The organism is Desulfopila sp. IMCC35006, assembly GCF_005116645.1.
Lineage (GTDB): Bacteria > Desulfobacterota > Desulfobulbia > Desulfobulbales > Desulfocapsaceae > Desulforhopalus_A.
This window is the reverse complement of the sequence record NZ_SWCM01000008.1, coordinates 159,873-185,859: the sequence shown is the minus strand read 5'-3', so window position 1 is coordinate 185,859 and position 25,987 is coordinate 159,873. Positions and strand designations below refer to the sequence as shown.

Here is a 25,987-nt window from a genome sequence, read left to right as displayed (position 1 = left end):
AATACCATCCATAGCTATTAAAGAGAAAAAAAATGGTTTTGTACAACAATAATCTGCGTCGGGAATCACCCGAACAGCCTGAAATAGAATACCCCTGCAACTGGGCATACACGGTCATAGGGGAGGACTGCAGCCTGCTCAAAGACACAATTGTGGCAGCCTGTGCGCCGCATACCGTCAAAATCAGTCATTCACACTCAAGCTCGAAGGGTAAATATCACAGTCTCCTCGCAGAACTGGAGGTACCAAACGAAGAGGTCCGGCTGCGCATATATGAAACGTTAAAAACAAGCCTTTCCGTAAAAATCATTCTCTAATTGACACCTGTCCAATGGAAGCAAAGTCAACGAAAAAACAATCACAACTTATCGGTTCCCTGCGTGAAGGGGTCAGCATTGTCCAGATGGTGTTCTATAAAGAAGTGCGCACCAGGCTGATGGAAAATAGGCCGGAGCGAGAGAAAGAACATCTCGTCATGCTGGCCGGTTCCATCGTCAATGAAGTCTTTGGTACCCGCAATCCGGCCGAAAAATTTGTCCGTTTCCGCCAGGAGAACTGGGGAGATATTGAGCAGGAACTTCTCACCATCAGAGAAGAGTTCTCCTCCCTCTGCCCCCTTCTCACCGACGCCCTGCGCATTCAGACGCTCTGCGACCACCAGGAAGGCGGCGACAGCTCGGCGACTCTTATCCGTGCCAAACAGCTGGAGTTTTTGGCAGAAGAGCGAGATATCCCGCTCCCGTCATCATTTATGACCGCCGTAAGAGAATTGGGCAAACTGCACAATCTGCTCATTCCACCGATGGAGATAACACCCGAGCAGGATGATTCAATGGTACACTGACCTTACGGCGCGTTCGTTTTCATCTTCACCCGCACCAGACCTCGAACAGAATTGCAGAGAAAGAGAGCCTCGGCTGCAAGCACATCGTCTTTGGTCAGTATGTCTTCGACGACAGGAACATCACCACTTGCCAGCAGGTGTCCACGCATCACCCCCGGCAGAAGGCCTGCTGCAACCGGAGGCGTGAGATACCTGCCCCCCCGGTAAATAATCAGATTGGTTATACAGCCCTCAGTCACCTCTCCTGCACCATTATAGAAGAGGATGTCATACAGGCCATTTTGTTGCGCCAGGGCAAACTCCGCGTCGTATCTGGAGCGCATGGTCGTTTTGTGGAATAGCCATGGGCCTTCGACATCTATCCTGGACGACGAAAAGGCAACCAGTGGCTGCTCAGACACCTCTGCCTGTTGTGGCCTCTCTGGCAACTTCATGAGCGCAGGCGCCGCACATGGTACGGCCGTGAGTGCTATTCGGCCATCCTTGGCCAGAACCAGGCGCACTCGATAACATTCGTTCTGAAAGGACAACGCTTCCTCGTCAAGTCGAGTACGGACTTCCTGCATGTTACAGGAAAATTTAAAGAATTGTGCGGCATCGGCCAACCGCTGCAGGTGTTCTTTACGCAGCCAGTAACCTGTGCCCGGCTGCCAGAGGAGTGTTTCCAGCAACTGAAAGTCAGGCTGGCAATGGGTTAGGAACCGACCCTTCAGCAACGATTCATGCCATTCTTCCTCAGCTATCGAGTCATGGGTAATGCCCGCGCCAATGCCCATCTCTCCGGCATTTCCCCGAAGCCGTATCGTCCGGATAGGCACGTTGAAAACCGCAGAACCATCCGGGCCAAAGTAGCCGATGGCACCGGTATAGACACCCCGTCGTTCCTTTTCCAAGGCATCGATTATCTGCATCGTTCGAATTTTCGGCGCACCGGTTATCGACCCGCAGGGAAACAGAGCACGAAAAAGTTCAGTAAGCTGCAGCTTCGACATCGCCGGCGACGCGCTCCTGGCTTTCACCGTTGAGGTCATCTGCAGCAGGCTCTCATAGGATTCAACATCAAACAGCGATTCGACGAAGACCCGACTTTCGCCATGTCCATGCATCAACCGCGCGAGGTCATTGCGCAGCAGATCAACAATCATGACATTTTCACTTCTGTTTTTGCCGTCCTGGTGGAGCATAGCGCTGTTGTGCTGCTCTTCGCCACTGGTTCTTCCCTTTACCGCAGTCCCTTTCATTGGACGAACGGTAATCTCGCTGCCTTTTTTCCTGAAAAACAATTCTGGCGAAAACGATAATATCCGTTCCTCGCCGTTTCGAATATATGCGCTATAGGCAACAGATTGATTTTTGCGCAGCATGGAGTACAGCATTTCAGTGGAGCCGGCAAAATCAAAGAGCAGCTTCATGGTAAAATTCACCTGGTAGGTATCGCCGGCTATGATATACTCCCGCACCTGATCGAGAACCCTGAGAAATTCCTCTTTGGCCATGTTGGGACGAATATTTTCGATGGTATAGGAAGAGGTGGCATCCTCGTTGCAATCGCCATCAGTCACCAAGGGGAAATCATGTTCAGCGGTAATGTGGTCAAATCTGCAGGGTTTTACATACACCCCTAAATCGGCCAGCACCAGGCGCTCACCGGTTGAACAACCGTTGCCGGTGTAGATGTTCCCCTCAAGCATTGCACCAAATTCATAGCCCACCCATCCGGCCAGGTACAACCCTTGATCCAGGCGACACTGCAGGGCAGCCATATATTCAGCAAGATTATCGCCAGGCCTGCAGACCAGTCTCTCCACCGGCTTCAGAAACAAGAGTGATTCAACATTTTCACGATCCGGTCGCGAGGTATCGAGAAACACAAATTCCTCTTGTTGAACAAGAAAATTCAGGAGTTTTCTCAAATCCGAATCTTGAATTCTTATCATAGAGCAACCCTTCCAGTACATATTCCCATCAAGACTTCGTCACCTAATGCCATGCACTTTGCAGCGACTGGCACAACAGCCTGACAATCTTTTGACTTATGTCAGTTTTGTTTTGCTTATGGTACAGTTCAGCAATTTTCATTCATTGCATGGTTGCAACGATGCGTAAAGTGTGGACGACTAAATTTATCGCTGAATTAGTTGTAATTCAGCCATCCATATACTATTATCACCGAGTATTTCGTGAACGACCGCCCATACCCCTCAGGACATTTATACTATTTTGGCAGTTTTCGCCACGTTACTGGCCCAACAAATAGGAATAACAAAGGAGAACAAATCATGTCGCGAAAGATGGTAACAATTGACGGCAATCAGGCGTGTACCCATGTCGCCTACGCCACTAGTGAAGTCATCACGCTCTACCCCATTACCCCTTCAACTCCACTCGCAGCAGAAGCTGACTCCAAGTCTGCCACCCTGCAAAAAAATATCTGGGGAACAGTGCCCGTAGTCAACCAAATGCAATCCGAAGCCGGGGTTGCCGGGTCTATTCATGGATCGCTCACCACAGGAGCTCTTTGTACCACCTTCACTGCTTCGCAGGGCCTGTTGTTAATGATCCCCAATATGTACAAGATTGCCGGTGAACTGACACCGACGGTATTCCACGTAACGGCGAGAGCAATAGCCTGTCAGGCGCTGTCAATTTTCGGCGACCACAGCGATATCTATGCCGCACGACAAACCGGCTGGGCAATGCTCTGCGCTGAAAACGTTCAGCAGGCCATGGATATGGCACTGATCGCCACCCAGGCAACCCTGGCCTCCCGTATTCCATTTGTACATTTCTTCGATGGTTTCCGCACCAGTCATGAAATCCAAAAGATCGAAGAGGTCAGTTACGATCAGATGGCCGAGATGATCGACGAAGAGTTGGTTTTTGAACACCGTCACCGGGCACTTTCCCCCGATCATCCGACCATCCGCGGCACCGCGCAAAATCCGGATGTCTTCTTTACCGGTCGGGAGACAGTCAATAAATACTACAATGCGGTCCCTTCCATCGTGCAGGAGACCATGAATAAATTTGCCGATATTACCGGCCGGCAATACAACCTCTTTGATTATCACGGCGCGCCCGATGCCGAAAACGTCATAGTCATGATGGGTTCAGGCTGTGAAACCGTAGCATCCACTATCGACTTCCTTATCTCAAAAGGGGAAAAAATCGGTATGGTCATGGTTCGCCTGTATCGTCCGTTTGACTCCAAGGCCATGGTTAATGCCCTGCCTGCCACCGTGGAAAGAATCACCGTGCTCGATCGTACCAAAGAGCCCGGCGCCCCCGGCGAACCTCTCTACCTTGATGTGCGTGCGGCAATAGGCGAAGCCACCGAGACAAACAGTTCCATCTATCCGCCGGTCATTCTCTCCGGCCGTTATGGACTTGGTTCCGCAGAATTTTCCCCGGCAATGGTCAAGGCGGTTTTCGACAATATGAAGACCATGGCTCCTATGCGCAAATTCTGCGTCGGGCCCAACGACGATGTCACCTTTTCCAGCCTCAAATATGACCCGGCATTCACTATCGAAGGTAAAGACGTCTATCGGGCCATGTTCTATGGTCTCGGATCAGATGGTACGGTTGGAGCCAACAAAAACACCATCAAGATCATCGGTACCGAAACGGAGAACTCCGCGCAGGGCTACTTTGTTTATGACTCAAAAAAATCCGGGTCGATCACCACCAGCCATCTGCGTTTTGGTAAAAATCCGGTTGTTGCTCCGTACCTCATCAACAAAGCCAACTTTATCGCCTGCCATAATTTCACCTTCCTGGAGCAGGTCGATATGCTGTCCAATCTGGACGAAGGGGGCACCTTCCTGCTGACCACCAGCTTTACCAAAGATAACGTCTGGAACGAGCTGCCTGGAAATGTACAGCGCGATCTCATCAATAAAAAAGCCAAATTCTATATCATCGATGCGGTATCTTTAGGCCTTGCTCTTGGACTGGGCGCTCGCATTAACATGATTATGCAGACAGCTTTCTTCTTGATCTCGGGAATCCTTACCCAGGATGAAGCCATTGCCGCCATCAAGAAAGCGATCAAAAAAACCTACGGCAAGAAAGGCGACAAAGTTGTCGAGATGAACTACAGTGCGGTTGATGGCGCGGTCAAAAATATCGTTCAGGTCCCTCTGGGAACCAGTGTCGATGGTAAACCGATGCCGCCGGTCGTTCCTGATCATGCCCCCAAATTTGTCAAGGAAGTTACCGCCAAGCTCATTGAGGGCAACGGCGCCAAACTGAAAGTATCGCAGATGCCGGCCGATGGTACCTGGCCAACCGGCACCACGCAGTATGAAAAACGAAACATCGCCGTTTCCGTTCCCCGCTGGATTCCCGAAAACTGCATCCAGTGCGGCCAGTGCTCGCTGGTTTGCCCGCATGCAGCAAACCGGATTAAAATCTATCCAGAGGCAAAAAATGCCCCGGAAGCGTTTCAGTCTATTGAAGCCGTCGGCAAGCAGTTTAAAGGCCAGCGCTTTACCGTACAGATCTTCACGGAAGACTGCTGCGGCTGTACCCTCTGCGTAAGTGTCTGCCCGGCGAAAACAAAAGCATTGGAGATGATTCCAAACACCGAAGAGGTCAAAGCCGTTCAATCGAAAAACGTTGAGTATTTCCTTGAACTGCCGGAAATCAATCCAGCTGATATCAATCTGGCGACTGTGAAAGGCAGCCAGCTGAAACAACCACTGTTTGAGTTCTCCGGTGCCTGTGCCGGTTGCGGGGAAACACCGTATATCAAACTTATCTCCCAGCTGTTCGGCGACAGAATGTACATCGGCAACGCGACCGGTTGTACCTCTATCTACGGCGGCAACCTGCCGACTACCCCGTACAGCAAGCGCAAAGACGGCCGGGGTCCGACCTGGGCGAACTCACTCTTCGAGGACTGTGCCGAGTTCAGTGCCGGCATGCGAACCACCATCAACAAGATGCGTGACCAGGCCGCCGAACTTCTGGTCGGTGCCACCGAAGCAGGCATCATCGGTCAGGATCTGACAACTTCCATTCTGGAGGCAGTTCAGGTAACCCAGATGGATATTGAGGCACAGCGTGCTCGTATCGATCAGCTCAATGCAGCGCTGCTGACCAACACTAATCCAATTGCCCGCCGCCTCCTGCATGTCAGCGATTTTCTGGTTAAAAAATCCGTCTGGGGCTTCGGCGGTGACGGCTGGGCCTATGATATCGGCTACGGCGGAGTGGACCATGTCCTGGCTTCCGGCGAGAACGTCAACCTTCTCGTGGTCGACACCGAGGTATACTCCAACACCGGCGGTCAGATGTCCAAGTCCACACCACGCGCCGCCACTGCCCAGTTTGCCTCCAGCGGTAAGAAAATGCCCAAGAAAAATATGGGCGCTATCTTCATTACCTACGGTAATGTCTACGTTGCCCAGATCAGCATCGGCGCCAACCCGGCACAGGCGATCAAAGCCATTGCCGAGGCCGAGGCCTACGACGGCCCATCTCTGATCATCGCCTATGCACATTGCATAAACCATGGTATCAACATGGCGCTCGGCCTTGAGCAGCAGAAAAAAGCGGTGGCCAGCGGGCATTGGCCGCTGTACCGGTTCAATCCAGACCTGGAAGCCCAGGGCAAAAATCCGCTGATCATTGATTCGAAAGAACCGACGATCGGCTTCGAGGAATATGCTCTTGGCGAAAACCGCTACCGGACCCTCAAGCGCGTCAACCCTGCTCATGCTAATGAACTTTTAGAGGCATCGCAGAAAGACTTGCTGAAGAGCTGGAAATTCCTCAAGAGTCTTGCAGCAGCCCTTGAGCCTGAGGCGAAAGTGGAAGAATAATTTATCTCCGCTTGATACCATTCCGGTCTATTCCGGAATGGTATCAGTTCACCCGAAACAAAAAAGCCCAGTGGATAGACCACTGGGCTTTTTTGTTTCGTGAGGATTGTTGAATTTACTGCTTTTTGATCCCTGTGGCGGCCTTTTGCTTGGCAGTTTCCGCTTTCAGTTCCTCGTACTCTTTGACTGATTGCTGGACCGCCTCATCCTGACGTTCTTTTATCTGAGCCACTTTCGCTTTAATTTTATCTTCCTTGATCTTCAACGCCTGGGCCCCGAAAAGCGTCGCAGCCAGATATTTAAAAGAAAAGAGCATCAATTCAACGTCGTCTTCCCTGATTTTATCGATTGTCTCCTGATCCAACTCATAGGTTTCCAGAAAGGAGCTCTCGAAAATAAACTTACGAAAGGTGGCCAGATCTGTGGATGCCATGAAAAACATCCGTTTGGCCGGCTCCGAAAGGGTTGCCTGAAGGCCGTAGGATTTACGCCGCATAACCAGCCGCAGCCACTCCTTATTCATTTCATCCCTGACGTCGACCCCCTGGTCCGCTCGCCACTCACGGATGGTCCATTCCTTGTCTTCTTCAAATCCTTTACAGTGCTCTTCCCGAACGGTGAAGAAGAATTTTTCTTCTGCCGATTGAACTTCTTTACCATCGGCGTCTCTTGAGCCGCCTTCATGAAAATCAGCCATACCAACCGGATAATATCGACAAGCCGTGGGGCGGTCGGTGTATACCGTGCAACCTTCAGGAGTGACAAAAGGACATTTGTTGTCTTCTTCCCGCAATTTGATCATGACACCGGGCATGTCGGTCTTTTCCAGGTAAGTCGGCTGAGTATAGACGTGAAGAAATTCATGAGCCGGGATATCCAGTCTTTTGGTCAGCCGCAAAATATCATAGGGTGTCAGAACAATCTTAATACCACCGCAACATGCGGTAAAGCATCGCACCCCCGGATGACAACGGAATTTCAAGGGACTGTCCAGAGTCAATTTTTTAGGTTCAATTGACGATGGATTTTTTTCTTTGCCAAAGATTGTTTTTACCTTCGAATCATTCTCTGCATTACTCATTACACCACCTAAAAATAAATTTATGTTGGAACCCTTTCTGCATGATTACGTTTCTCGCAGACAACCTTATACCATAAACGCCTCCACCTGTTGTGTAAACCAATTTCAGCGTCCCGCCTTCTCTTAATCGTGGACTATGAAGAAATCTCCAGGTTCGACTGACAACAGGACCAGCAATGATCCCTTTTATTCCGGTTAACTCTTGCAGTTTTTCTTAATAGATCGTATATGTCTTGTTGCTTACACATTTTATTTATTTTTTAGCATGCCGGGCAACCGGCAGCACAAGGTTTTTACAGAATGAAAATATTTAGTCGTCCAATTGATTTAACCGGCGTCAGTACAGTTGTTTATCATCTCCCTGATGGTCCGGCCCTTTCCCTGAAAATTGAAGGCATCGAAGAATATCTTGATCTTGAACTCGAACTCGGCCATGTCTGCGACACCTCCGATATCGACGGTGTGCTGCATTTTTTCCCTAAAGGAAACGCCTGATTCTTCTCTCTTTTTCATCCGACCTGCACACATGAAATGGACAAAAACAGCTCTGCTTTTTTGGCCGATCCTCTTGTAGACTCGCATATTCATACTCGCCTCTGCGGCCATGCAGTCGGTGAGATGGAAGAGTATGTGCAGGCCGCCCTTAGAAAGAAATTAAAAAAAATCATCTTCCTGGAGCATATGGAGGAAGGTATTCATTCTCTTCATGGTAAAACCTGGCTCTCTGAAGAGGATTTTGATGCCTATTTTGCCGAAGGAGAACGGTTGCGCTCTGTGTATGCGGATGCAATCGAGATTGGCCTGGGAGTGGAATGTGGGTACAACCCCGATTACCGGGCGGTGCTCAAATCAAGACTCGCCAGAAGATGCTGGGATCAGGTTGGCATCTCCTGTCATTTCCTCAAGATCGAAGGAATGGCACAGCACCTGAATATGTTCAGCCGCAAAGAAGAGAATACTCAGCTCGCCCGGCATAGCGGCACCGAAGATATCCTCCATCGGTACTTCACCACACTCATCGAGGCGGTCAATTATCTGCCCGGCACCATGCTCTGCCATCTGGACGGAGCACTGCGCTATTTACCTGAAATAAGCCTGAGCGAGATGCACCATGGGCTTATTGATGTATTACTGCAAGCCGTTAAAGACAATAATCTGGCAATCGAAATAAACACATCCGGGATTGATATCCGTGGGGAGCAGTTTCCCGATCGACGCATCCTCGCCAAAGCTGTTGATCACAATATCCCCTTTATCTTCGGCTCGGATGCCCATAAGCCAGAACAAGTGGGCAGACACTTTACCGCCGTCAAGAGGACACTTTCTGCAAAGTTCGGTCTATAGCCGCACCAAGGCTTTTGGCATTAAACGGTTTGTGAAGGATATCGTTGATTCCGGCCATATGCGCCGCTTCATTGTCCTGGCTCTCATTCTGGGTTGTCACCATAATTACCGGCAGTAACCTTGCCGAATATTTTTTGCGGATACTTTCAGTGAGCTGGATCCCGGTCATATTCGGCATATTCAGATCGGTGAGAACCATGAGAGGTTTCTCCGTCTGCAGCCATGCCAGGGCCGACGCCGGAAATTCGAAAAGCACCGGATCGTAGCCGAGTTCATGAAGTGTTGCTTTATAAATATTGAGAATCATCCTCGAATCGTCTACGGCCACCACTTTGGGCCGCTGCGCAGTCTCTTCCTCGCCAACAATTTTCCGCGCAAAATCATTCTTTCCAGCCTGTTGCAACAGTCTGATATAATTATTGCGGATGTCTATATGGGTATGGGGAAGATAGACAAGAGCCAGTTTCTCAAACAGATCATCATCAGCCAGGTAGCCAAAGATCTGTTCAACCTGGGCATTGACAATGATTTTGGCAATATGTCGCGCCTCCTCTTCCGGTCCGCGCAGCAGGTTTTTTATCCCGGCGCCAAGAATCTTTGAAAAATTTTTATCAATCGCCCTGGCTGCGGCAATACACACGTGGTCTTCACGATCGGTCAACCCGGCTGTCAGGGTGTACGCCCCCTTTTTCAGAGGAAGGAGAGCCAGCGCTTCATAGGCCGCAAATCGGACATTCGCACTTCTCGGTTCATTGGTCAGCAATTTGCGGATAGGCTGCACCGCCGACTCGTCGCCGATATCGCCCAGGACATTCAAGGTATGAATCAGGAAATCCGGATCATCATGGAGCAGGTTCTCAATCAGTACGGGAACGGCCTTGGGGCCGATCCTGACAAGCTCTGATTTGGCAAAGGTACGCATGTGCGCATAATGCGACCGGATTGTATCATTCAGCTTTTCCAACGAGACGATATCCTGCACCTCGGAAAAAATTGACAGTATCAGATAGTCAATCTCATTATCAGTTCCCATTCGTTCGGCCAGCCGGTGCATTGCCGTAGGCGTCCCCACCTGCCCCAGCGCCTGCACGGCAGCGACTATCAGCTCCCTATTGGCGGCATAAAGGTAGTCGGTCAGCGTATTTATAGCCAGGGGATCACCGATAAGCCCGAGGGTCTCGATGATCAACATAATTTCAACCTCACTTTCAGATTTCGCAATGAGGTCGAGCAATACCGGCGTCGCCGCAACAAAACGGACTTCACCGACAATTTTAATCAATTCGGTTTTGTCGACTATTTTCGAAGATTCGAGAAATCCGATTAATTTTTCCGGATATGCCAGGAGAGTGGACAGCAGCGTCTCGCGGATGACCGGCATCTCGTCGGCAACCGCCATCTGGTCTGTCAGAAGATAGATAAAAAGCGGCACGGAAAAGTCTGCATCCGCTTTCGACAATAAATACACCAGACGGTTACGGGTCTTCGGCTCCACCGCTCCCAAATGTGCCAAAACAAGCTGCGCCTTGAGCGCGTCTCCGGTCTTGATATTGTCCTGCAGTTCTTCGATCATGTGTTGCGGATTCAGTTCAGCCATATTGCTTCAGTATGCCCCTGCTCTTATCAAATTTTGTTTAAACAAAAAGCCTCTTTCCTCAATGTGCTTACCACTAAACTTCAGCTACATGGGGATATGAGGTGCCCTTTGCACGGGTGTTCCGCAGCCTGGATGGCTGCGGTCAAGCCCCCAGGGATGGGTTTATGGCGTCCCGTGAAAAGGGCTCCTCATATCCCTCTGGACCTTCTAAGCTGAACTCTAGTGGTAATCACATTCCTCAAAGTCAGCATCATACCACAGCATCGCACTTTTTGTCTAACGCAGGGGCACAACTAATCCATCGGTACTCTCTTAAAATCATCGGAATATTGTATGCCCTGCTGATATCTTCGTGCCATTGCGGGTAACAAGAACTTCCCGTTTTTTTATTACTCATGAGGGAGGCGAAAACAGAGTGGCAGATTTTCATAAGCAGGGCAACTCCTCACAGTGAGCTGCCCTGCTCGAAATAGCAGGTGCTATCAGCTCACCGGCAGCCAATCGGCCCCCATCCGTCTGACGATATTGAAGCCGCCTGGAACAACGCGACAATCCTTAAAACCAACCGAAGCAAGAAACAATTGAATTTCAAACGATCTGGAACCGGCGTTGCAAAAGACCAGAAACTTTTTATCCGATGGCAATTCCCGATAGCGATCGCGCACCTGATCATATGGCAAAGAAGTCCACAGAGAGGTGCCAAAGCGTTCAATGAACGGGACAGCCTCTTTGGCATAGCGCACATCAAGCACCTGCCAGTCCGGATGACTTGAGGGATCGGCCATCCACTGATAAAAATCTTCCATGGAAATTTGCGCCATGCGTTTATCGCAAAGGTTATCGGCAATATAGGCCGCGGCATTGATCGGATCGATGGCCGGAGAAAAAGGCGGTGAATACGCCATTTCAATGTTGGCAAAATCATCAATTGTGGCACCGGCAGCAAGTGCCACCGCTGCTGCATCGATACGGGCAGAGAGAGCATCGTTGACGGCTCCGGTCCCCTGCAGCCCGAGAACCTTTCTGGTGCGTTTATCAAACACCAGTTCCAGACAGAGAATACTCTGCCCCGGGAAGAAATGGGCCCGGTCCGAGGGGGCTGAAAGGGAACAATCGGCATCAAAGCCTTCAGCCCTGGCCCGGTCAAGACTTAATCCGACTGCCCCCAGTGAAAGCTCGAAGGCCTTAACGATAAAGCTTCCAACACCACCTCTGAAGACCGACGGTATCCCGGCAATATTATCGGCGGCGACCCGGCCTTCCCTGTTGGCCATACTGCCAAAGGGGGCGACAAAACGCTTGCCGGACACCAGGTTAATAATGTCGACACAGTCGCCCGCTGCATAGATATCAGGATCAGACGTCTGCATCCGTTCATTGACAACGATGCCGCCGGAGGCCGCCACGAGGAGTCCGGCGTCTTTGGCCAGTTGGGTGTTGGGCCGTACCCCGACTGCCATAAGAACCATATCGGCATCGAGTGTTCGTTTTCCCGTTCGGACAGCCGCGACTTTGCCGTCCTTGACGACAATCTCTTCGGCGGCTTCCTTCAGATACACCGCAACATTGTGATCGCGAAGATGTTTCGTTAAAATGGCGGCCATCGGCCAGTCGATGATTCTTGGCAACAGCTGGTCCATAAATTCGACGAGTGACGTTTCTATGCCCCACAGATCAGTCAGTGCCTCGGCCATTTCAATACCAATGGCTCCGCCACCGATGACCACCGCCTTGCCGACCTTGCCTTTGGCGATCATATCCTTTATAGCTATAGCCTTATGCAGATCGGTCACGGTAAACACGCCTGCGGCATCGTTGCCGGGGATCGGCGGCATTACCGGCTTACTGCCCGTTGCGAGCATCAAGGTATCATAGGCTATTTCCGACCTTGTGCCGGTTTTCAGATCTTCGAGCTGTACGGTCTTTTTCTGTCGATCAATTGCCAGCGCGCGGGTAGATGTCAATGTTTTGACGCCCTTGGCCTTCTCGAAAAAATACTCATCCCGGACCATATGAAAACTCGTTGAGCGCAACTCCTTCTCATCAGAGACATCGCCTGAGACATAATAGGGTATACCGCATCCACCATAAGAAATAAGATTATCCTGATCGATAACGGTTACTTCGGCGTCCGGCATAAGTCGCTTTAACCGACACGCCGCCTTGGGACCTGCCGCAACACCTCCGACAATCACTATTTTTTTTCCCATCTTGTACTCCACTTTTTAACCTGAAAATATTTTGTATATTTCAAAGTATTTTCTTGTTTTTTGCCAGAAAATACTCTGTCCGAGAGAATGGTCTCCACACAGCAAGGGGCATTGCACAGAACCCCGGCTTTCTCGCCGATTACCGGACTCTGTTACAGTACTGATCCCGAACCATTGCATCCTCCCCTGCGTCACCACAAGATTATAGACATATGAACATTAATTGACCTGAAAACTCAAGGGGAATTCGAAAGTTCTTCATACCTTATCAGATTTAAGGATTTCCAGACGGAGGCGGTGCCGCGCGTCAAACAGGTGCAATCCGGACATCCAGATTGCACTGACAACGCCAAAACCTGTCCCCGCAGCTATCAAAAACATAATAAGAATCTGATATTTTACCGCCTCAACCGGTGGTGTTCCGCCCAGGATCTGTCCGGTCATCATCCCCGGCAAACTGACCAGGCCGGCTGCCGCCATGGAATTAATGATCGGCATCATCCCCGTCCGCATACAATCACGCCGAATGTCGCTGCTCGCTTCCTGCCATGATTGCCCGAGCAACAGACGTTGCTCCACTTCTCCCCGCCGCCCGTGCAACTGGTCTGTCATTCTGTCCAGGGCCAGAGCAATGCCGGTCATGGTATTGCCAAGCAGCATGCCAAGCAACGGAATGGCATATTGCGGCGTGTACCATGGCTTAACCTGAATAATCACCACCAGCGCCAGCACGGTAACCGAAAAGGAGGAGACAAACATGGCACAGACACTGATCAGATACCCGGAGAGACCTATTATTTTGCGCTTTTGCCGGGCCTGGACTTCCCGACCAGCAGCAAGGAGCATGATGGTTGACATCAACAAAACCAGCAGCAGACTGCCGCTGGCAAACAAAAAGCGCAGCACCAGTCCGATGAGCAGGAGTTGAGCCGTCATCCGGCAGCCAAAAAAGATGATTTTCCGTTCCAGCCCCAGGCTCAGCATGACACTCAGCACGGAAAGCAACAACAGAAGGGATGCAGCCAAGCCCAGATCGACCCCAGTTAATGCGATAACATCCATATTAACACCTGGAACTCCACGGTATAAAGAGGTTCATGCTGCCGGCAAACCTTCTGCCAGGCCTTGGCATGAATCATTTGATTTGATAGAGTCGGTGCTGCTCCATACGAAATTCCCGGCTCGCGACCCGCTTCAATTGTTCCGGATCATGGCTGACCCACACAACTGCCGGGTTATTCTGCCGCAGATAGTTACCGATATATTTTTCCATGAGTCCGGTATGATAGGCATCGAGGCCTGAGCTGGGTTCATCGAGCAACAGAACAGTCGGATTGTTCTGCAGGGCCCGCAGCAGGGCCAGTCGCTGACGCTCCCCTGTGGACAGACGGCTTACCTGCCAATCGAGCACCTCAGGCTCCAGTCCCAGAAGCATGCAGCTCTCCCGAAGCAAAGACGTCTTGTGCTTTACCGGAAAATGATCGCCTGCCCGGTCATACCACCAAGACGAATCGGCCGGCACCATGGTAACTTTTGATCGCCATTGCGTAGGCGAAAAACTCGCTGAAGCTCTACCGTCGAGCAGGATTTCACCTTCCGCGGGAATAAGATCGGTTATTGCCCTGAAGAGCTGCGTTTTGCCAATTCCAGATTTGCCGGTCAGCCCTACACACTCGCCCTTTCCCACCGAAAACGTATAGGGACCTTTGCCAAGAAAGGTAATATTGACGACACACAGGTGCATGTCATTCATGCTACCGGAGGCAGGGTGATGGTGAAACTGGCCCCTTTTCCTTCCTCACTGTGCACGGTGATCTGCCCGTCGTGGCTGTCAATAATAGACTTGGTTATGGCCAGTCCCAAGCCGGTGCCCTTATTTTTATCGGTATAAAAAGGAGTAAATATCTGCTCTATCTTGTCTTCCGACATACCGCTTCCCGTGTCACGGATGGTCAATTCCGTACCTCCCGATTCGGACCGGCAGGTACTGACCTGAAGCTGGCCGTTTTCCGTCATTGCCTGCAAGCTGTTCATCAAAATATTCAAGACAGCACGGTAGAAGAGATCCGGGTCGAGTTTGTTTTCCGGCACATCGGGAGCGAGATCGGCAATCAGCTCAATATGCTGACGTTTCAGCTCGTGTGACAGGAAATCCAGCACTTTCCTCACCACTTCATTGACGCTGGACGGTTGGAAGTGTGCTTTTTGCGGGCGGGCGAAGTCGAGAAATTCAACGACGATGTTGTTGAGACGCATTGTCTCGTCAACGATGATTTTGGCCAGGTGTTCATTGCCAGGGGCTACTTTTTTGATCCGTTTTTCAAGTATTTCTGCCGTACTGCGCACGATGCCCAGTGGACTTTTTATTTCATGACTGACCGTCGCAACCATTTTCCCGAGATGCGCCAGCCGTTCAGCCTGATTCAGCTTTTCTTCCAGCCGGAGACGCTCGACGGCCCTGTTCTCAATTATGGTGCCGGCTCGGGAGACAATGGATCGCAGCACCAGGAACAGGATGGTCATGACCACACTGGAAACCACAATAATCCACCCTTGAAAACCAAGGATATTCGTATAATTCCGGGACAGATCTTTTTCGATCTCGATAACGCCCATGATAAGATCACCTTCTTCTCCGTCGCGACGCACCTGGCGAAAAGGAATGAAGGTTTTCAGAACACACTCGACCTGGGGGGTGATGTGCATCAGACTGAGCACCGACCCGCTATAGGTGAGTTTGGAGTTGGGAATGCCGACCAGCGCTTTGGAATATTCTCCTTTGCCCATATCCTTTTTACCAATGAGCTCCGGATTGGTCGAATAGGAGATAATATTCATACTTGAATCGTAAATGGTAACCGAATCAATCTTCAATCCCTGCGTGACACCTTTAATAATGCTGTCAAGCAATTCATATTGCTCCGGTTTACGAAGAGCGATTCCGCCAAAACGGATAACTGCGGGGAGAACAAAACGCCGAAAAACCTGCTGGTTTATATTTTCTGCCAGCAAAAGAGAATACTCCTCATTTTGCTCCAGCATAATTTTTCGGGCGTTGTTGGAGATAATCCAGGAAAGGAGCAGGGTAAATACCAGGATGACGGCCAGACTGGAGAAAGAAAAATATTTAACCAGCTTGAACGATTCAAGTCCGGCTTCCACCTTTTCTTTTCTGATCGAATCAAGGACCGGATCAGACTCCTCTTCCCCATTAATCATCTTACCTTTTCTCCTGGGGAGATAATGATCCGGTTTTCGATGGCATACATCTTTACCGATCATCCTGATTACACTGCGAGAACCTCAAATGAGCTTTTCAGTTAGCTTTTTTCCGAAGATATGTCGGCGTTTCAAGATAATCGTCATTCCAGCTGAGGGAATTGGTGGCTTTTCCCTCCGGGGCCTTTGACGAGCCAAGATTGTCCAGCGAATCAAAGTTCGATCCGGGTAACCGCGTTACTCTTGGTTGCCTGTTTGGCGCTGCCGGCGCTCCGGTGGTGGGTTTTTCCGGCTCTTTTGCCTTGGCCGGCCTGCGCATGTGATCTTCAACCGGATTTATGGTCTCCTTCTTGTCGATCATCCCGCCTACACCGGTGGCAATGACCGTCACATGCAGTTCGTCGCCGAGGGCATCGTCATACAACGCACCAATGACGACCTTGGCGTCATCATCTACCTTCTCCTGGATCAAAGCGGAAGCTTCCATGAATTCGGCCATCGTGAAAGATTCTTCCGAAGCCGAGATATTGATAAGCAGACCACGTGCACCATCGATACCGAAATCTTCCAGCAGCTGATTGTCAATCGCCTTCCTGGCGGCCTCGGTAGCCCTGTTCTCCCCTACCGCCGAGCCGGATCCCATGACCGCAGGACCAACTTCTTTCATGACGGTTCGCAGATCGGCAAAATCGGCATTAATCAGGCCGGGGACATTGATCAGGTCGGTAATACCTTTCACCGCCTGCAGCAAAACATTATCCGCCATTGACAACATGTCGGACAGCTTGCTGTTTTTCTGCATAATAGACAGCAGCCGGTCATTCGGAACGGTGATGATGGTATCGGCATATTTCTGCAGTTCTATCCATCCGGCCTCAGCGTTGCGGGCACGGTATTTGCCCTCAAAGCTAAATGGTTTAGTCACCACGGCAACCGTCAGGGCACCCAGTTCCTTACTCGCCTTGGCAACGATAGGCGCCGCACCGGTCCCGGTTCCTCCACCAAGTCCGGCAGTAACGAAGACCATATCGCTGCCCCGTAAAACCTCTTTCAGTTCCTCAAGAGATTCCATGGCAGCCATGTTGCCGGTTTCCGGATCCGCACCGGCGCCGAGACCTTTCGTTATGCTCGGACCTATCTGCAGACAGACATCGGCTTTTGACTGATTCAGTGCCTGTTTATCAGTATTAGCAACAATAAATTCGACACCCTGGAGTCTATTGGTAACCATAGTGTTGATGGCATTACCGCCACCCCCACCGACACCAATAACCTTCACAACTGCAACACCCTCTGATTCTGCCATCCTGAACGGCATGTTTACCCCCTGATCTATATCTTAAGCTTCCACCGTATACACAGATAAACTACGAATATTATCAATGTAATACTATAGCATTACGGACTTCTCTCTTAAACAAAAAACATTGCAATCACATGATTTTTTTAAACCAGTCTTTTACCCTGCTCAAAACGGTAGGCTCCTGTCGCGCCATTTCATTGCGCGCATTCCGGCCAAAAAGTACCAGGCCTACCGCCGTTGTGCAACGCGGACTGTGCAGTTCTTCAACCCTGCCGGTGATGCCGGTAGGATAGCCTATCCGCACCGGCAAATCGAAAATCTGTTCCGCCAGCTCGACAATGTTTGACAGCAGAGCCGTACCACCGGTCAGAACCACACCGCCGTTAATCTTATTCTTTTTGCCCGAGGCGATCAATTCGCTGTTCATCATCTCCAGAATCTCGATTATTCGCGCCTCAAGGATATCCACCAGCACTTTCTGGGTGACTTTACGTGGCTCCCTATCCCCGACGGTCGGCACGTCCACCACGAGATTGGGCTTAATAAACGAGGCGATCGCTCCACCATAATCTTCCTTCAATCGTTCGGCGTCCTGGAGAGGTGTGCGCAAACCAACGGACAGGTCATTGGTAAGATTATGCCCCCCCAGACCTATTTCACAGGTATGACGGATGGTGCCATCGCAGAAAATTGCCAGATCGGTGGTGCCCCCGCCAATGTCTATGAGTGCGACGCCTAACTCCATCTCGTCTTTACTTAATACCGAGTTTGCCGAGGCAATCGATTCGAGCACCAGTTCGGCCACCTGCAGCCCGGCTTTGTTGCAGCAGGTCACCAGATTATGCACTGCGGCAATGTCAGCGGTAACGATGTGCACATTGGTTACCAGACGGACTCCGGTCATACCGACAGGGTTCTGAATGCCGGTATGATCATCGACCATATACTCCTGCGGCATAACATGGATAATCCGCTGATTCTCAGAAATTTTAACGGTTTTTGCCGCGGCAACCACCTCATCGATGTCCGCCTGCTTGATCTCCCGGTTATTCACCGCCACTATGCCGGGGCTGTTAAAGCCCTTGATATGGTTGCCGGCAATACCCACATAGACATACACTGAGCGCAAGTCACAGCCGGCGGACTCCTCGGCAAGTTTTACCGCCTGACGGATCGAATTGACCGTACTCTCGATATTGACCACAACACCTTTTTTCAGACCAAGAGAAGGGACGGTCCCCACTCCGATTATTTCAATCCGGTCTTCAAAGACTTCTCCAACGACACAGCATATTTTTGTCGTTCCGATATCGAGGCCGACAACCAGATCGCCTGTTTCCTGGTAATCCGCTTTGCTCTCATCAGATCGAGTCACTTCTATATCAGTCGTCACCGCATTTTTATTATTGTCATTCATTATATTTTTATAAAGAGTCTGTACGAAGCTCTCCCTGATACCTGTTAAGTTAATGTCTGGTTATCTAACTTGTTTCCATCCTGAAACGACCATTTTCCCTAACCCGTCGTTGTTCTCAAAATTTAATCCTCGGCATATCGACTGTATGCCTGCAGCTAAATTTATCGAACCCATGGATTTAGAGGAAAATGACTCGTTTCGGGATGGAAACTAACTTGATTGTGTCTGTGCAACGAGCACTTTGTCATTTAAGTAATCCATCTGTATATATTCAATCTGCGAAATAGATCCCTTCCCTTTTTGTTTATACAATGTTTTGAGAACCTGTACCAGGCGATAATATTTCTTGCTGGTATTACTGTTGCCAAAAAAAATAGGGAAAGGGTATTCAACTAAATATACTACCATTTCTCCATCCTGATTCAGATGAATTTCCGATACAGACTGGGCAGGCAGCTGCGGATTATTACCGTTGATTTTCTCCAGAAAAATAAGGACTTCATCCAGAGATTTTTGCTGCAGCACCGGGTCGTTGATCTCGGCAAGCCCGGTGATAACCGGAAAATCAATCTCCGCTCCCGGCTTGACCGCCATGAACGGATGCCCGTTTTTATCAATATATTGCAGTTGATTTCCATCCGGACCCTCGCTGTGGAGAAGGGCCTGGGGGACGTTTTCGACGATGGAAATCTCTACCGTGGACGGCCAATTCTTCTTCACCTCTGCCTGCGCTATCCATGGAACCTTAGCCAGGCGCGCCTCTACATTCGCACACTTCAAGCCAACCAGACTCGATTGATGCAGGATAATGCCCGAAGCCTCCCGCAAATTTTCATTAGACAGAGTCTTGTTCCCGGAATAGGTAATTGCCGAAACTTGAAAAATTGGCAATTTTTCAAAATTATCAGGCAGTAAGTGCTTGGCGCCAACCACAATGCCAACCAGGAGCACAAGCGCCGCCGCAGTCAACCCGGCCCCCTTAACAAGTAATCTTCGTTTGTTAACCGGCCTGCTGTAGTTGTTATAACTTGTCTTCTTTTTTCTAGAAAATAACTGCCTCAGACGAGCGAGACGGCTCTTTCGCCCAGGGTAATGACCGCTCTGCCCGGGAAGGCTCTGCACTGAAAGTTCACTTTTCAGATAGCCGGCCCCATTCTTTTTCTTTTTCACAAAGAACGAGGAGATATTATTTATTACTTTCGAAAGAAACATGGTCATTGTCAGATAAAATGGACTTCAGGTTCCAGGGCAACGCCACTGTCGATTTTTACTTTCGTCTGCACCAACTGCATGAGCTTCAGCACATCTTCGGCTGTCGCCCCACCCTTATTCACGAAAAAATTGCCATGATGTTCAGAAATCATCGCCCCGCCGACAACAGTTCCTTTTAACCTGCTGGCATCAATCAACCGGCCGGCGCTGTCATTTGGCGGATTCTTGAAAAAGGAGCCGGCATTGGGATATTGACAGAATTGCGCCTGCTTCCGGCGACTCTGCAGTTCATTGCAATATTGACGGATTGCCGAACCATTTCCCTTTGTTAACTCCAGTTCGACCTCGGCAACTACCGCTTTTCGCTGATACGCAGCTAAACCGTTGCAGCAGCGGTAGGAAAAATCCAGTTCCCGGCGGCATAATTTCTTATCCCCCTCCGCCGTTATCAACTTGATACTGCGAACCATCGAGGCCATATCGCTGCCCCATGCCCCGGCATTCATGATCACCGCCCCGCCCAGGCTCCCCGGAATACCGCAGGCGAATTCAAGGCCGGTTAATTGCCAATCAATGCACTGTAAAGAAAGTCGGCCTAAAGAATAGCCGGCACCCGCTCGGAGCAGGACCGTATCGCTGTTTTCGCCAGGCTGCCTTTGCACAGTCCTGAATGCAGCCCCCAACAAAATAATGACTCCGGCAAAACCTTCATCGCGCACCAGCAGATTCGTGCCGCGGCCAATAAGCCGCCACGCTATATTTTCCTCAGCCAGAAAGACCAGCAGCGCCTGCAATTCATTGTGCCGATCGACCGTGACGACGGCGTCCGCGGGTCCGCCAATGCCGAGGGACGTATAGCGATCCAGCCGAGCCTGCCAGTCAATTGGCTGCGAAATGAGTTCGGTCAGCCTCTGTCGTTGCGCCTGATTCATTCTGTCTGGTTGTGCCGTGATGTATTCCTTTGCAGCAAGTCGACGAGTTCCTCACCAACCTTGACTATATTCCCCGCACCCAGCGTCAGGACCAGATCGCCAGGTTGCAGCGTCGGCAATAGTAATTCCGCCATTGTGTTGATATCGCCTATATACCTGGTGTGTCGTTGACCATGAATTTTAGTTGCCTCCAGTAAACTCTCGCCGGTGACGCCGTCAATGGGTTCCTCACTTGCCGCATAAATATCCGACATTACAAGGATATCAGCTTTATGAAAGCAGGTTTGAAACTCTTTAAAGAGTGCCTTTGTTCGCGAGTATCGATGGGGCTGAAAAAGGACCACGAGACGTTTTTGCGGCCAGGCTTGAGTGATTGCGGCTAATGTGGCCCGGATCTCGGTTGGGTGATGACCGTAATCGTCGACGATGGTAATCCCGTCAATTTCACCTTTCTGCTGCATCCTGCGCTGCACTCCGGCGTAAGTTTCCAGCCCTTTCTGTATTTCGGCAAACGGCAGTTCAATCTCCAGGCCGACACAGACCGCAGCCAGCGCGTTATACACGTTGTGCAGGCCCGGCGGAGCGATACTTAGCTGACCGCGTATCCCCGTCGCATCCTTCACGGTGAAAAACACCCGGCCGTCCTGCCATACGATCTCATCAGCATGGATGTCCGCCTGGGGGGTCAAGCCATAGGTTATCGTCCTTTTGGGGATTGAGGGCAGGATGTCTGCAACATTGGCGTCATCCAGACAGACAATTGCCGCCCCGTAAAATGGGATTTTGTCGATAAACTGAAGAAACGTCGATTTAATATGATCGAGATCCCGGTAATAATCGAGATGCTCAAGATCAATATTTGTGACGACCTCCAGGACAGGCGATAATTTCAGAAACGAGCCATCACTCTCGTCGGCCTCAGCGACCAGATATTCGCCTTGGCCCAATTTGGCGTTTCCTCCGAGGGCATCAACCTTGCCGCCGATAACAATGGTCGGGTCAAGGCCTGCCGAGGCAAGCATCCAGCTGACCATGGATGTAGTTGTTGTTTTGCCATGGCTGCCGGCGATGGCAATGCCGTTTTTCTTTAAGCGCATCAATTCCGCCAGCATCTCCGCCCGCATGATGACCGGCACATTCGTTTCTTTGGCCCGGACGACTTCAGGATTCGTTGAAGAAATGGCCGAGGAAGTTACCACCACATCAGCCCCCTCCATCCATTCACTCTTATGACCGGTGTGGATGATGCCGCCGAGCCGCGCCAGGTTTTCGGTAATAATGGAGTTATGCAGATCGGACCCTGACACTTTGTAGCCGAGATTAAGCAGCAGCTCGGCGATGCCGCTCATGCCAATTCCGCCTATACCGACAAAATGGATATGTCTTGTTTTTCTGTTCATTATTTCCGGTATTTTCCTATTTGTTCCAGGCAGCAGGCAACGATTCGTTCAGCCGCATCGGGGAAGGCGAGTGCCTTCATGGCCGCCCCCATCATCGAGAGTTTTTCGCGATTGTACATCAAATCAAGAATGGCGATGCCGAGCTGCTCGGCATTCAGGTCTTTCTGCCGGTACTGAACTGCACCGCCGCCGTCCACATAGTATTGCCCATTTTTTTCCTGGTGGTTATCGGCGGCGGAGGGATAGGGAATAAGAATTGCCGGCTTTCCAAGTACGGCAAGCTCGGAAAGCGTTGTAGCCCCCGCTCTGGAAACCACCAGGTCAGCCTCGGCGTAAACCTCGTCCATTTTCATGAAAAACCCCGCCACCAAGGCGTCCATCCCGCGTTGCTGATACGCGGCCTCCACCTGTTCCTGGTCTTTTTCACCGGTTTGATGGATTACTTTGATCCCCTGGAGTTCCGCGTCGGTAAAAGCACATACTGCCTCGGATACCAAACGGTTCACTGCATGTGCCCCCTGACTTCCGCCCAGAATCAGCAGGGTTTTCCGACCACTTTTGGGCGGTAGAGATGTTCCGGCCAGCTGAAGTATTTTCGTACGTACCGGATTGCCGGTGTAAACGATTTTATCAGCCGAAAATTCCGATCCGCTGCCGGGCAGCGACAAACAGACTCTGTCGGCCAATGTACCGAGCTTGCGGTTGGCCAGTCCCGGCACAGAATTCTGTTCATGAAGGACGACAGGAAGGCCGAGGCTTTTCGCAGCTGCGACCACTGGCCCGGTTACATACCCACCGACACCGACCACAATATCTGGTTGAAAACGACGAATAATGCGAAGTGCCTGAAGGTATGATACCGGCAATATTGCTACAGCTTTCAACAATTCCAGCACGCTTTTGCCTTTAAGGCCATAGCTCCGGATACTCTCACTGGCAAAGCCGTACATCCCGAGACTTCTGGAGTCCATTTTTCTTCTGGTACCAACAAAGAGAACCTCGGTCGCCGGCATCTGTTTTTGAAACTCCTGGGCAGTTGCCACCGCCGGAAACAGATGTCCCCCCGTCCCTCCTCCGGTCAATAAAACCCGTATGTTCTTCTCCTTAGCTCCCATGCCCGCCTATTTCCCGTCACGCTGATTCTTCCTGCAGGGCTGATACAGCCTTTTTAAACTCATTCCCTCTATGGCCATAGCTGGTAAACATATCAAAACTGGCGCAGGCCGGGGAGAGCAGTACCACATCTCCGGCGGCGGCATTTTTTGCAGATGTCCGTACGGCTTCATCCATAGACCGAGCCGGGAGTACCTCCACCAGATCAGTCAGGGCATCGGCAAGAAGGCCCGCAGCTTCACCGAACAAAATCAGTTTTTTCACCTTGGCAGCAACACTCTCGCGCAGCAGACGGAAATCATCGCCTTTATCACGACCGCCGGCCAAAAGAATAACATTCCCCGGGAACTGGGCCAGGGCACCGATCACCGCTCCGGTATTCGTCGCCTTCGAATCGTTATAATAAGAGACTCCGTTGAGTTCGGCAACAAACTCGATGCGATGCGGCAGGGGACGAAAGGCCTGAAGGCCCGCCAGGATCTGCGCGTGCGTGCAGCCCTGTGCTCGAACCGCAAGAATAGCCGCAGCATAATTCATCAGGGTGATATCATTGAGTTGGCCCATCTCGGCAAATTGATACTCTTCCCGGGTGGAATCGGTCAGCAGTGTAATGCGGTTATCACCAATTAACGCCGAGGGTGCATCATTTTTGCCAAACGTGCGCACATTCGCCGACAAAGCCGGCGGGAGTCTGCGACAAAGCGGATCGTCTCCATTGATGATTATGACACTTCCCGGTTGCTGATGCACAAAGAGCTGCATCTTCGCCGCAACATACCTGTCCATCGAGGTATGCCTGTCCAGATGATCCGGGCTGACATTGAGCAGCACTCCGACATCGGGGGCAAAATCTCCGGCACTCTCAAGTTGAAAGCTCGACACTTCAGCGACAACGATATCGTAATCCTGCGGGTGCAGGAGGTATTCATACAAAGGGGTGCCGATATTTCCACCGACAAACACCCTCTTTCCGGCAGACGCGAAAATTTCCCCGATCAGCGTCGTCACCGTAGTCTTGCCGTTGGTGCCGGTAACCGCCACCACAGGGACGTCCATCTGCCCGGCGGCTACCGCTAATTCTCCGACAATCTTCACTCCGTCGTCCCGCAATTCGCTGAGCAGGGGAAGATGCAGGTTCACTCCGGGGCTGACAAGCAGCAACTCGGCACGGCGTAAAAACTCTCGACTGTGGCCTCCCGCTTCCCAAAGAACGTTTGTCTCAGCAAGAAAAGCCCCCTCCTCTGCCAGAAACTTTTCTTGCTGCCGATTGTCCGACACGAAAACTTCTGCCCCGCAACGCAGCGCATAGCGCACAGCCGCCCGACCGGAAATTCCCAATCCCATAACCGCCACTTTGGCGCCGGGATATAGCATGGATTTTTTTTTCATCAGCGTAATTTCAACGTAGCAATGGCTACAAGCCCTAAAATGATCGAGACAATCCAGAACCGCACGACAACCTTTGCCTCATGCCAGCCTTTCTTTTCAAAATGATGATGGAATGGTGCCATCAGAAAAATCCTCTTGCCGTGGGTCATCTTGAAATAACCGACCTGCATAATAACCGACAGGGCTTCCATCACAAAAATTCCGCCAACTATGGCCAGCAGAAATTCCTGCTTGATAATGATCGCCGTGGACCCCAATGCGCCGCCAATGGCCAGTGACCCGACATCGCCCATAAACATCTGCGCCGGAAAGGCGTTGAACCACAAAAAGCCGAGACAGGCACCAAAGATGGTCCCACAGAATATGGCCAGCTCGCCACTGCCTGCAACATAAGGAATCTGTAAATAATCGGCCAGAACCACATTACCGGCAAGGTAGGAAAACATCAGATAGACTGCGGCGGTCACAACCGTCGGTCCGGCAGCAAGGCCATCCAGTCCGTCGGTCAGGTTAACCGCATTCGACGCCCCGACAATTACCACGATGGCGAACACAACGTAGAACCACCCCAGATCCGGACGAATATTTTTGAGAAACGGCAGACTCAGGTGTCCATCAAAACCGGTATGCAGAGAGATAACTATCCCGACAACTGAGGCACCGAAAATCTGCAGCACCAGCTTCCATCTGGCACTCAATCCCTTGGAATTGTTTTTTCGGATTTTGCGCAAATCGTCAATGGAGCCAATGCAACCATAGAACAATGTAACAAATAAGCCAAGCCATACCAGGGAATTATCGAGTCGAGCCCAGAGCAGCGTACCAAGGGTTATGGCTGTGAGAATCAGCAAGCCTCCCATGGTCGGCACGCCTTGCTTCGCCAGATGGGTCTCTGGTCCGTCATCACGTACCACCTGGCCAATCTGGAAATGGCGCATGGTCCGAATAAAGATTTTCCCAAGAAAAAGAACGATCAAAAATGCAGTTACCGCCCCGCCTATCGAACGAAAGGTGATATAGCGAAAGACATTCAAGCCGCTCAGGCTCGTATGCAGCGGATAGAGAAGGTGATACAACATAAAAAATCTAACTCACAGA

Annotated in this window: 20 protein-coding genes; 5 read left to right on the top strand and 15 right to left on the bottom strand. The window is 50.8% G+C overall.

Annotated elements, in window-relative coordinates; translation table 11 throughout:
• Positions 1-32 precede the first annotated feature (32 nt).
• Positions 33-317, top strand: coding sequence for a DUF493 domain-containing protein (locus FCL47_RS14850; protein ID WP_136814300.1), 285 nt, complete (start codon positions 33-35; stop codon positions 315-317).
• 14 nt (positions 318-331) lie between these two features.
• Positions 332-844, top strand: a complete 513-nt coding sequence (locus tag FCL47_RS14845; protein WP_136814299.1) for a hypothetical protein — start codon at positions 332-334, stop codon at positions 842-844.
• Between the two features lie 2 nt (positions 845-846).
• On the opposite strand, the gene FCL47_RS14840 is transcribed toward FCL47_RS14845, so the two are convergent.
• Positions 847-2,781, bottom strand: a complete 1,935-nt coding sequence (locus FCL47_RS14840; protein WP_167496505.1) for a chorismate-binding protein — start codon at positions 2,779-2,781, stop codon at positions 847-849.
• A 342-nt stretch (positions 2,782-3,123) separates the two neighbouring features.
• Here FCL47_RS14840 and nifJ point away from each other — a divergent pair, with 342 nt between their 5' ends.
• Positions 3,124-6,672: a pyruvate:ferredoxin (flavodoxin) oxidoreductase gene (gene nifJ, locus FCL47_RS14835; RefSeq protein ID WP_136814297.1), complete on the top strand. Its 3,549-nt coding sequence runs from the start codon at positions 3,124-3,126 to the stop codon at positions 6,670-6,672.
• 115 nt (positions 6,673-6,787) lie between these two features.
• Here nifJ and FCL47_RS14830 read toward each other — a convergent pair whose 3' ends face one another.
• The gene (locus FCL47_RS14830) at positions 6,788-7,753 is read right to left on the bottom strand and encodes a YkgJ family cysteine cluster protein (RefSeq protein ID WP_136814296.1); all 966 of its coding nucleotides are present in this window, start codon (positions 7,751-7,753) and stop codon (positions 6,788-6,790) included.
• Between the two features lie 300 nt (positions 7,754-8,053).
• On the opposite strand from FCL47_RS14830, the gene FCL47_RS14825 reads away from it, so the two are divergent.
• Both FCL47_RS14825 and FCL47_RS14820 read left to right on the top strand, forming a co-directional pair.
• A complete protein-coding gene (locus FCL47_RS14825) occupies positions 8,054-8,248 on the top strand; it encodes a hypothetical protein (protein WP_136814295.1) in 195 nt (64 codons plus the stop codon).
• Between the two features lie 36 nt (positions 8,249-8,284).
• Positions 8,285-9,097 (top strand): histidinol-phosphatase, encoded by an 813-nt coding sequence (locus FCL47_RS14820; protein ID WP_136814294.1) that lies wholly within the window; start codon positions 8,285-8,287, stop codon positions 9,095-9,097.
• On the opposite strand, the gene FCL47_RS14815 is transcribed toward FCL47_RS14820, so the two are convergent.
• From FCL47_RS14815 to mraY, 13 genes are all read right to left on the bottom strand, one after another.
• Complete coding sequence (locus FCL47_RS14815; protein ID WP_136814293.1) at positions 9,063-10,694, bottom strand: response regulator; 1,632 nt, start codon at positions 10,692-10,694, stop codon at positions 9,063-9,065. The genes FCL47_RS14820 and FCL47_RS14815 overlap by 35 nt on opposite strands.
• Positions 10,695-11,176: 482 nt before the next feature.
• The gene (locus FCL47_RS14810; RefSeq protein ID WP_136814292.1) at positions 11,177-12,904 is read right to left on the bottom strand and encodes an FAD-dependent oxidoreductase; all 1,728 of its coding nucleotides are present in this window, start codon (positions 12,902-12,904) and stop codon (positions 11,177-11,179) included.
• Positions 12,905-13,162: 258 nt separating this feature from the next.
• Positions 13,163-13,966, bottom strand: a complete 804-nt coding sequence (fetB, locus tag FCL47_RS14805) for an iron export ABC transporter permease subunit FetB (protein WP_136814291.1) — start codon at positions 13,964-13,966, stop codon at positions 13,163-13,165.
• 73 nt (positions 13,967-14,039) lie between these two features.
• A complete protein-coding gene (locus FCL47_RS14800; protein WP_167496504.1) occupies positions 14,040-14,648 on the bottom strand; it encodes an ATP-binding cassette domain-containing protein in 609 nt (202 codons plus the stop codon).
• Positions 14,649-14,653: 5 nt separating this feature from the next.
• Positions 14,654-16,123: a nitrogen regulation protein NR(II) gene (locus FCL47_RS14795; protein WP_136814289.1), complete on the bottom strand. Its 1,470-nt coding sequence runs from the start codon at positions 16,121-16,123 to the stop codon at positions 14,654-14,656.
• 97 nt (positions 16,124-16,220) lie between these two features.
• Entirely contained in the window at positions 16,221-17,441 is a 1,221-nt protein-coding gene (gene ftsZ, locus FCL47_RS14790) for a cell division protein FtsZ (protein WP_136814288.1), read from the bottom strand.
• A gap of 115 nt (positions 17,442-17,556) precedes the next feature.
• On the bottom strand, positions 17,557-18,843 hold the full coding sequence (gene ftsA, locus FCL47_RS14785) for a cell division protein FtsA (RefSeq protein ID WP_136814287.1): 1,287 nt from the start codon (positions 18,841-18,843) through the stop codon (positions 17,557-17,559).
• A 210-nt stretch (positions 18,844-19,053) separates the two neighbouring features.
• Positions 19,054-20,055, bottom strand: a complete 1,002-nt coding sequence (locus FCL47_RS14780; protein ID WP_167496503.1) for a cell division protein FtsQ/DivIB — start codon at positions 20,053-20,055, stop codon at positions 19,054-19,056.
• 8 nt (positions 20,056-20,063) lie between these two features.
• Positions 20,064-20,987, bottom strand: coding sequence for a UDP-N-acetylmuramate dehydrogenase (gene murB / locus FCL47_RS14775; protein ID WP_136814285.1), 924 nt, complete (start codon positions 20,985-20,987; stop codon positions 20,064-20,066).
• Positions 20,984-22,387: a UDP-N-acetylmuramate--L-alanine ligase gene (gene murC, locus FCL47_RS14770; protein ID WP_136814284.1), complete on the bottom strand. Its 1,404-nt coding sequence runs from the start codon at positions 22,385-22,387 to the stop codon at positions 20,984-20,986. The genes murB and murC overlap by 4 nt, the downstream gene beginning before the upstream one ends.
• Complete coding sequence (murG, locus tag FCL47_RS14765; RefSeq protein WP_136814283.1) at positions 22,387-23,502, bottom strand: undecaprenyldiphospho-muramoylpentapeptide beta-N-acetylglucosaminyltransferase; 1,116 nt, start codon at positions 23,500-23,502, stop codon at positions 22,387-22,389. Before murG ends, murC begins: the two co-directional genes overlap by 1 nt.
• 16 nt (positions 23,503-23,518) lie before the next feature.
• The gene (murD, locus tag FCL47_RS14760; protein ID WP_136814282.1) at positions 23,519-24,889 is read right to left on the bottom strand and encodes a UDP-N-acetylmuramoyl-L-alanine--D-glutamate ligase; all 1,371 of its coding nucleotides are present in this window, start codon (positions 24,887-24,889) and stop codon (positions 23,519-23,521) included.
• Positions 24,889-25,968: a phospho-N-acetylmuramoyl-pentapeptide-transferase gene (gene mraY / locus FCL47_RS14755; RefSeq protein WP_136814281.1), complete on the bottom strand. Its 1,080-nt coding sequence runs from the start codon at positions 25,966-25,968 to the stop codon at positions 24,889-24,891. The genes murD and mraY overlap by 1 nt, the downstream gene beginning before the upstream one ends.
• Between the last annotated feature and the right edge of the window lie 19 nt (positions 25,969-25,987).

Bases quoted from the DNA above. Each gene is read 5' to 3' on its own strand.
- FCL47_RS14780 (WP_167496503.1), bottom strand. From the start codon at position 20,055: ATGTTTCTTTCGAAAGTAATAAATAATATCTCCTCGTTCTTTGTGAAA.
- FCL47_RS14850 (WP_136814300.1), top strand. From the start codon at position 33: ATGGTTTTGTACAACAATAATCTGCGTCGGGAATCACCCGAACAGCCT.
- FCL47_RS14795 (WP_136814289.1), bottom strand. From the start codon at position 16,123: ATGATTAATGGGGAAGAGGAGTCTGATCCGGTCCTTGATTCGATCAGA.
- murD (WP_136814282.1), bottom strand. From the start codon at position 24,889: ATGAAAAAAAAATCCATGCTATATCCCGGCGCCAAAGTGGCGGTTATG.
- FCL47_RS14810 (WP_136814292.1), bottom strand. From the start codon at position 12,904: ATGGGAAAAAAAATAGTGATTGTCGGAGGTGTTGCGGCAGGTCCCAAG.
- FCL47_RS14820 (WP_136814294.1), top strand. From the start codon at position 8,285: ATGGACAAAAACAGCTCTGCTTTTTTGGCCGATCCTCTTGTAGACTCG.
- mraY (WP_136814281.1), bottom strand. From the start codon at position 25,968: ATGTTGTATCACCTTCTCTATCCGCTGCATACGAGCCTGAGCGGCTTG.
- FCL47_RS14800 (WP_167496504.1), bottom strand. From the start codon at position 14,648: ATGCACCTGTGTGTCGTCAATATTACCTTTCTTGGCAAAGGTCCCTAT.
- ftsA (WP_136814287.1), bottom strand. From the start codon at position 18,843: ATGAATGACAATAATAAAAATGCGGTGACGACTGATATAGAAGTGACT.
- fetB (WP_136814291.1), bottom strand. From the start codon at position 13,966: ATGGATGTTATCGCATTAACTGGGGTCGATCTGGGCTTGGCTGCATCC.
- ftsZ (WP_136814288.1), bottom strand. From the start codon at position 17,441: ATGCCGTTCAGGATGGCAGAATCAGAGGGTGTTGCAGTTGTGAAGGTT.
- FCL47_RS14845 (WP_136814299.1), top strand. From the start codon at position 332: ATGGAAGCAAAGTCAACGAAAAAACAATCACAACTTATCGGTTCCCTG.
- murC (WP_136814284.1), bottom strand. From the start codon at position 22,387: ATGAACAGAAAAACAAGACATATCCATTTTGTCGGTATAGGCGGAATT.
- murG (WP_136814283.1), bottom strand. From the start codon at position 23,502: ATGGGAGCTAAGGAGAAGAACATACGGGTTTTATTGACCGGAGGAGGG.
- nifJ (WP_136814297.1), top strand. From the start codon at position 3,124: ATGTCGCGAAAGATGGTAACAATTGACGGCAATCAGGCGTGTACCCAT.
- murB (WP_136814285.1), bottom strand. From the start codon at position 20,987: ATGAATCAGGCGCAACGACAGAGGCTGACCGAACTCATTTCGCAGCCA.
- FCL47_RS14840 (WP_167496505.1), bottom strand. From the start codon at position 2,781: ATGATAAGAATTCAAGATTCGGATTTGAGAAAACTCCTGAATTTTCTT.
- FCL47_RS14815 (WP_136814293.1), bottom strand. From the start codon at position 10,694: ATGGCTGAACTGAATCCGCAACACATGATCGAAGAACTGCAGGACAAT.
- FCL47_RS14825 (WP_136814295.1), top strand. From the start codon at position 8,054: ATGAAAATATTTAGTCGTCCAATTGATTTAACCGGCGTCAGTACAGTT.
- FCL47_RS14830 (WP_136814296.1), bottom strand. From the start codon at position 7,753: ATGAGTAATGCAGAGAATGATTCGAAGGTAAAAACAATCTTTGGCAAA.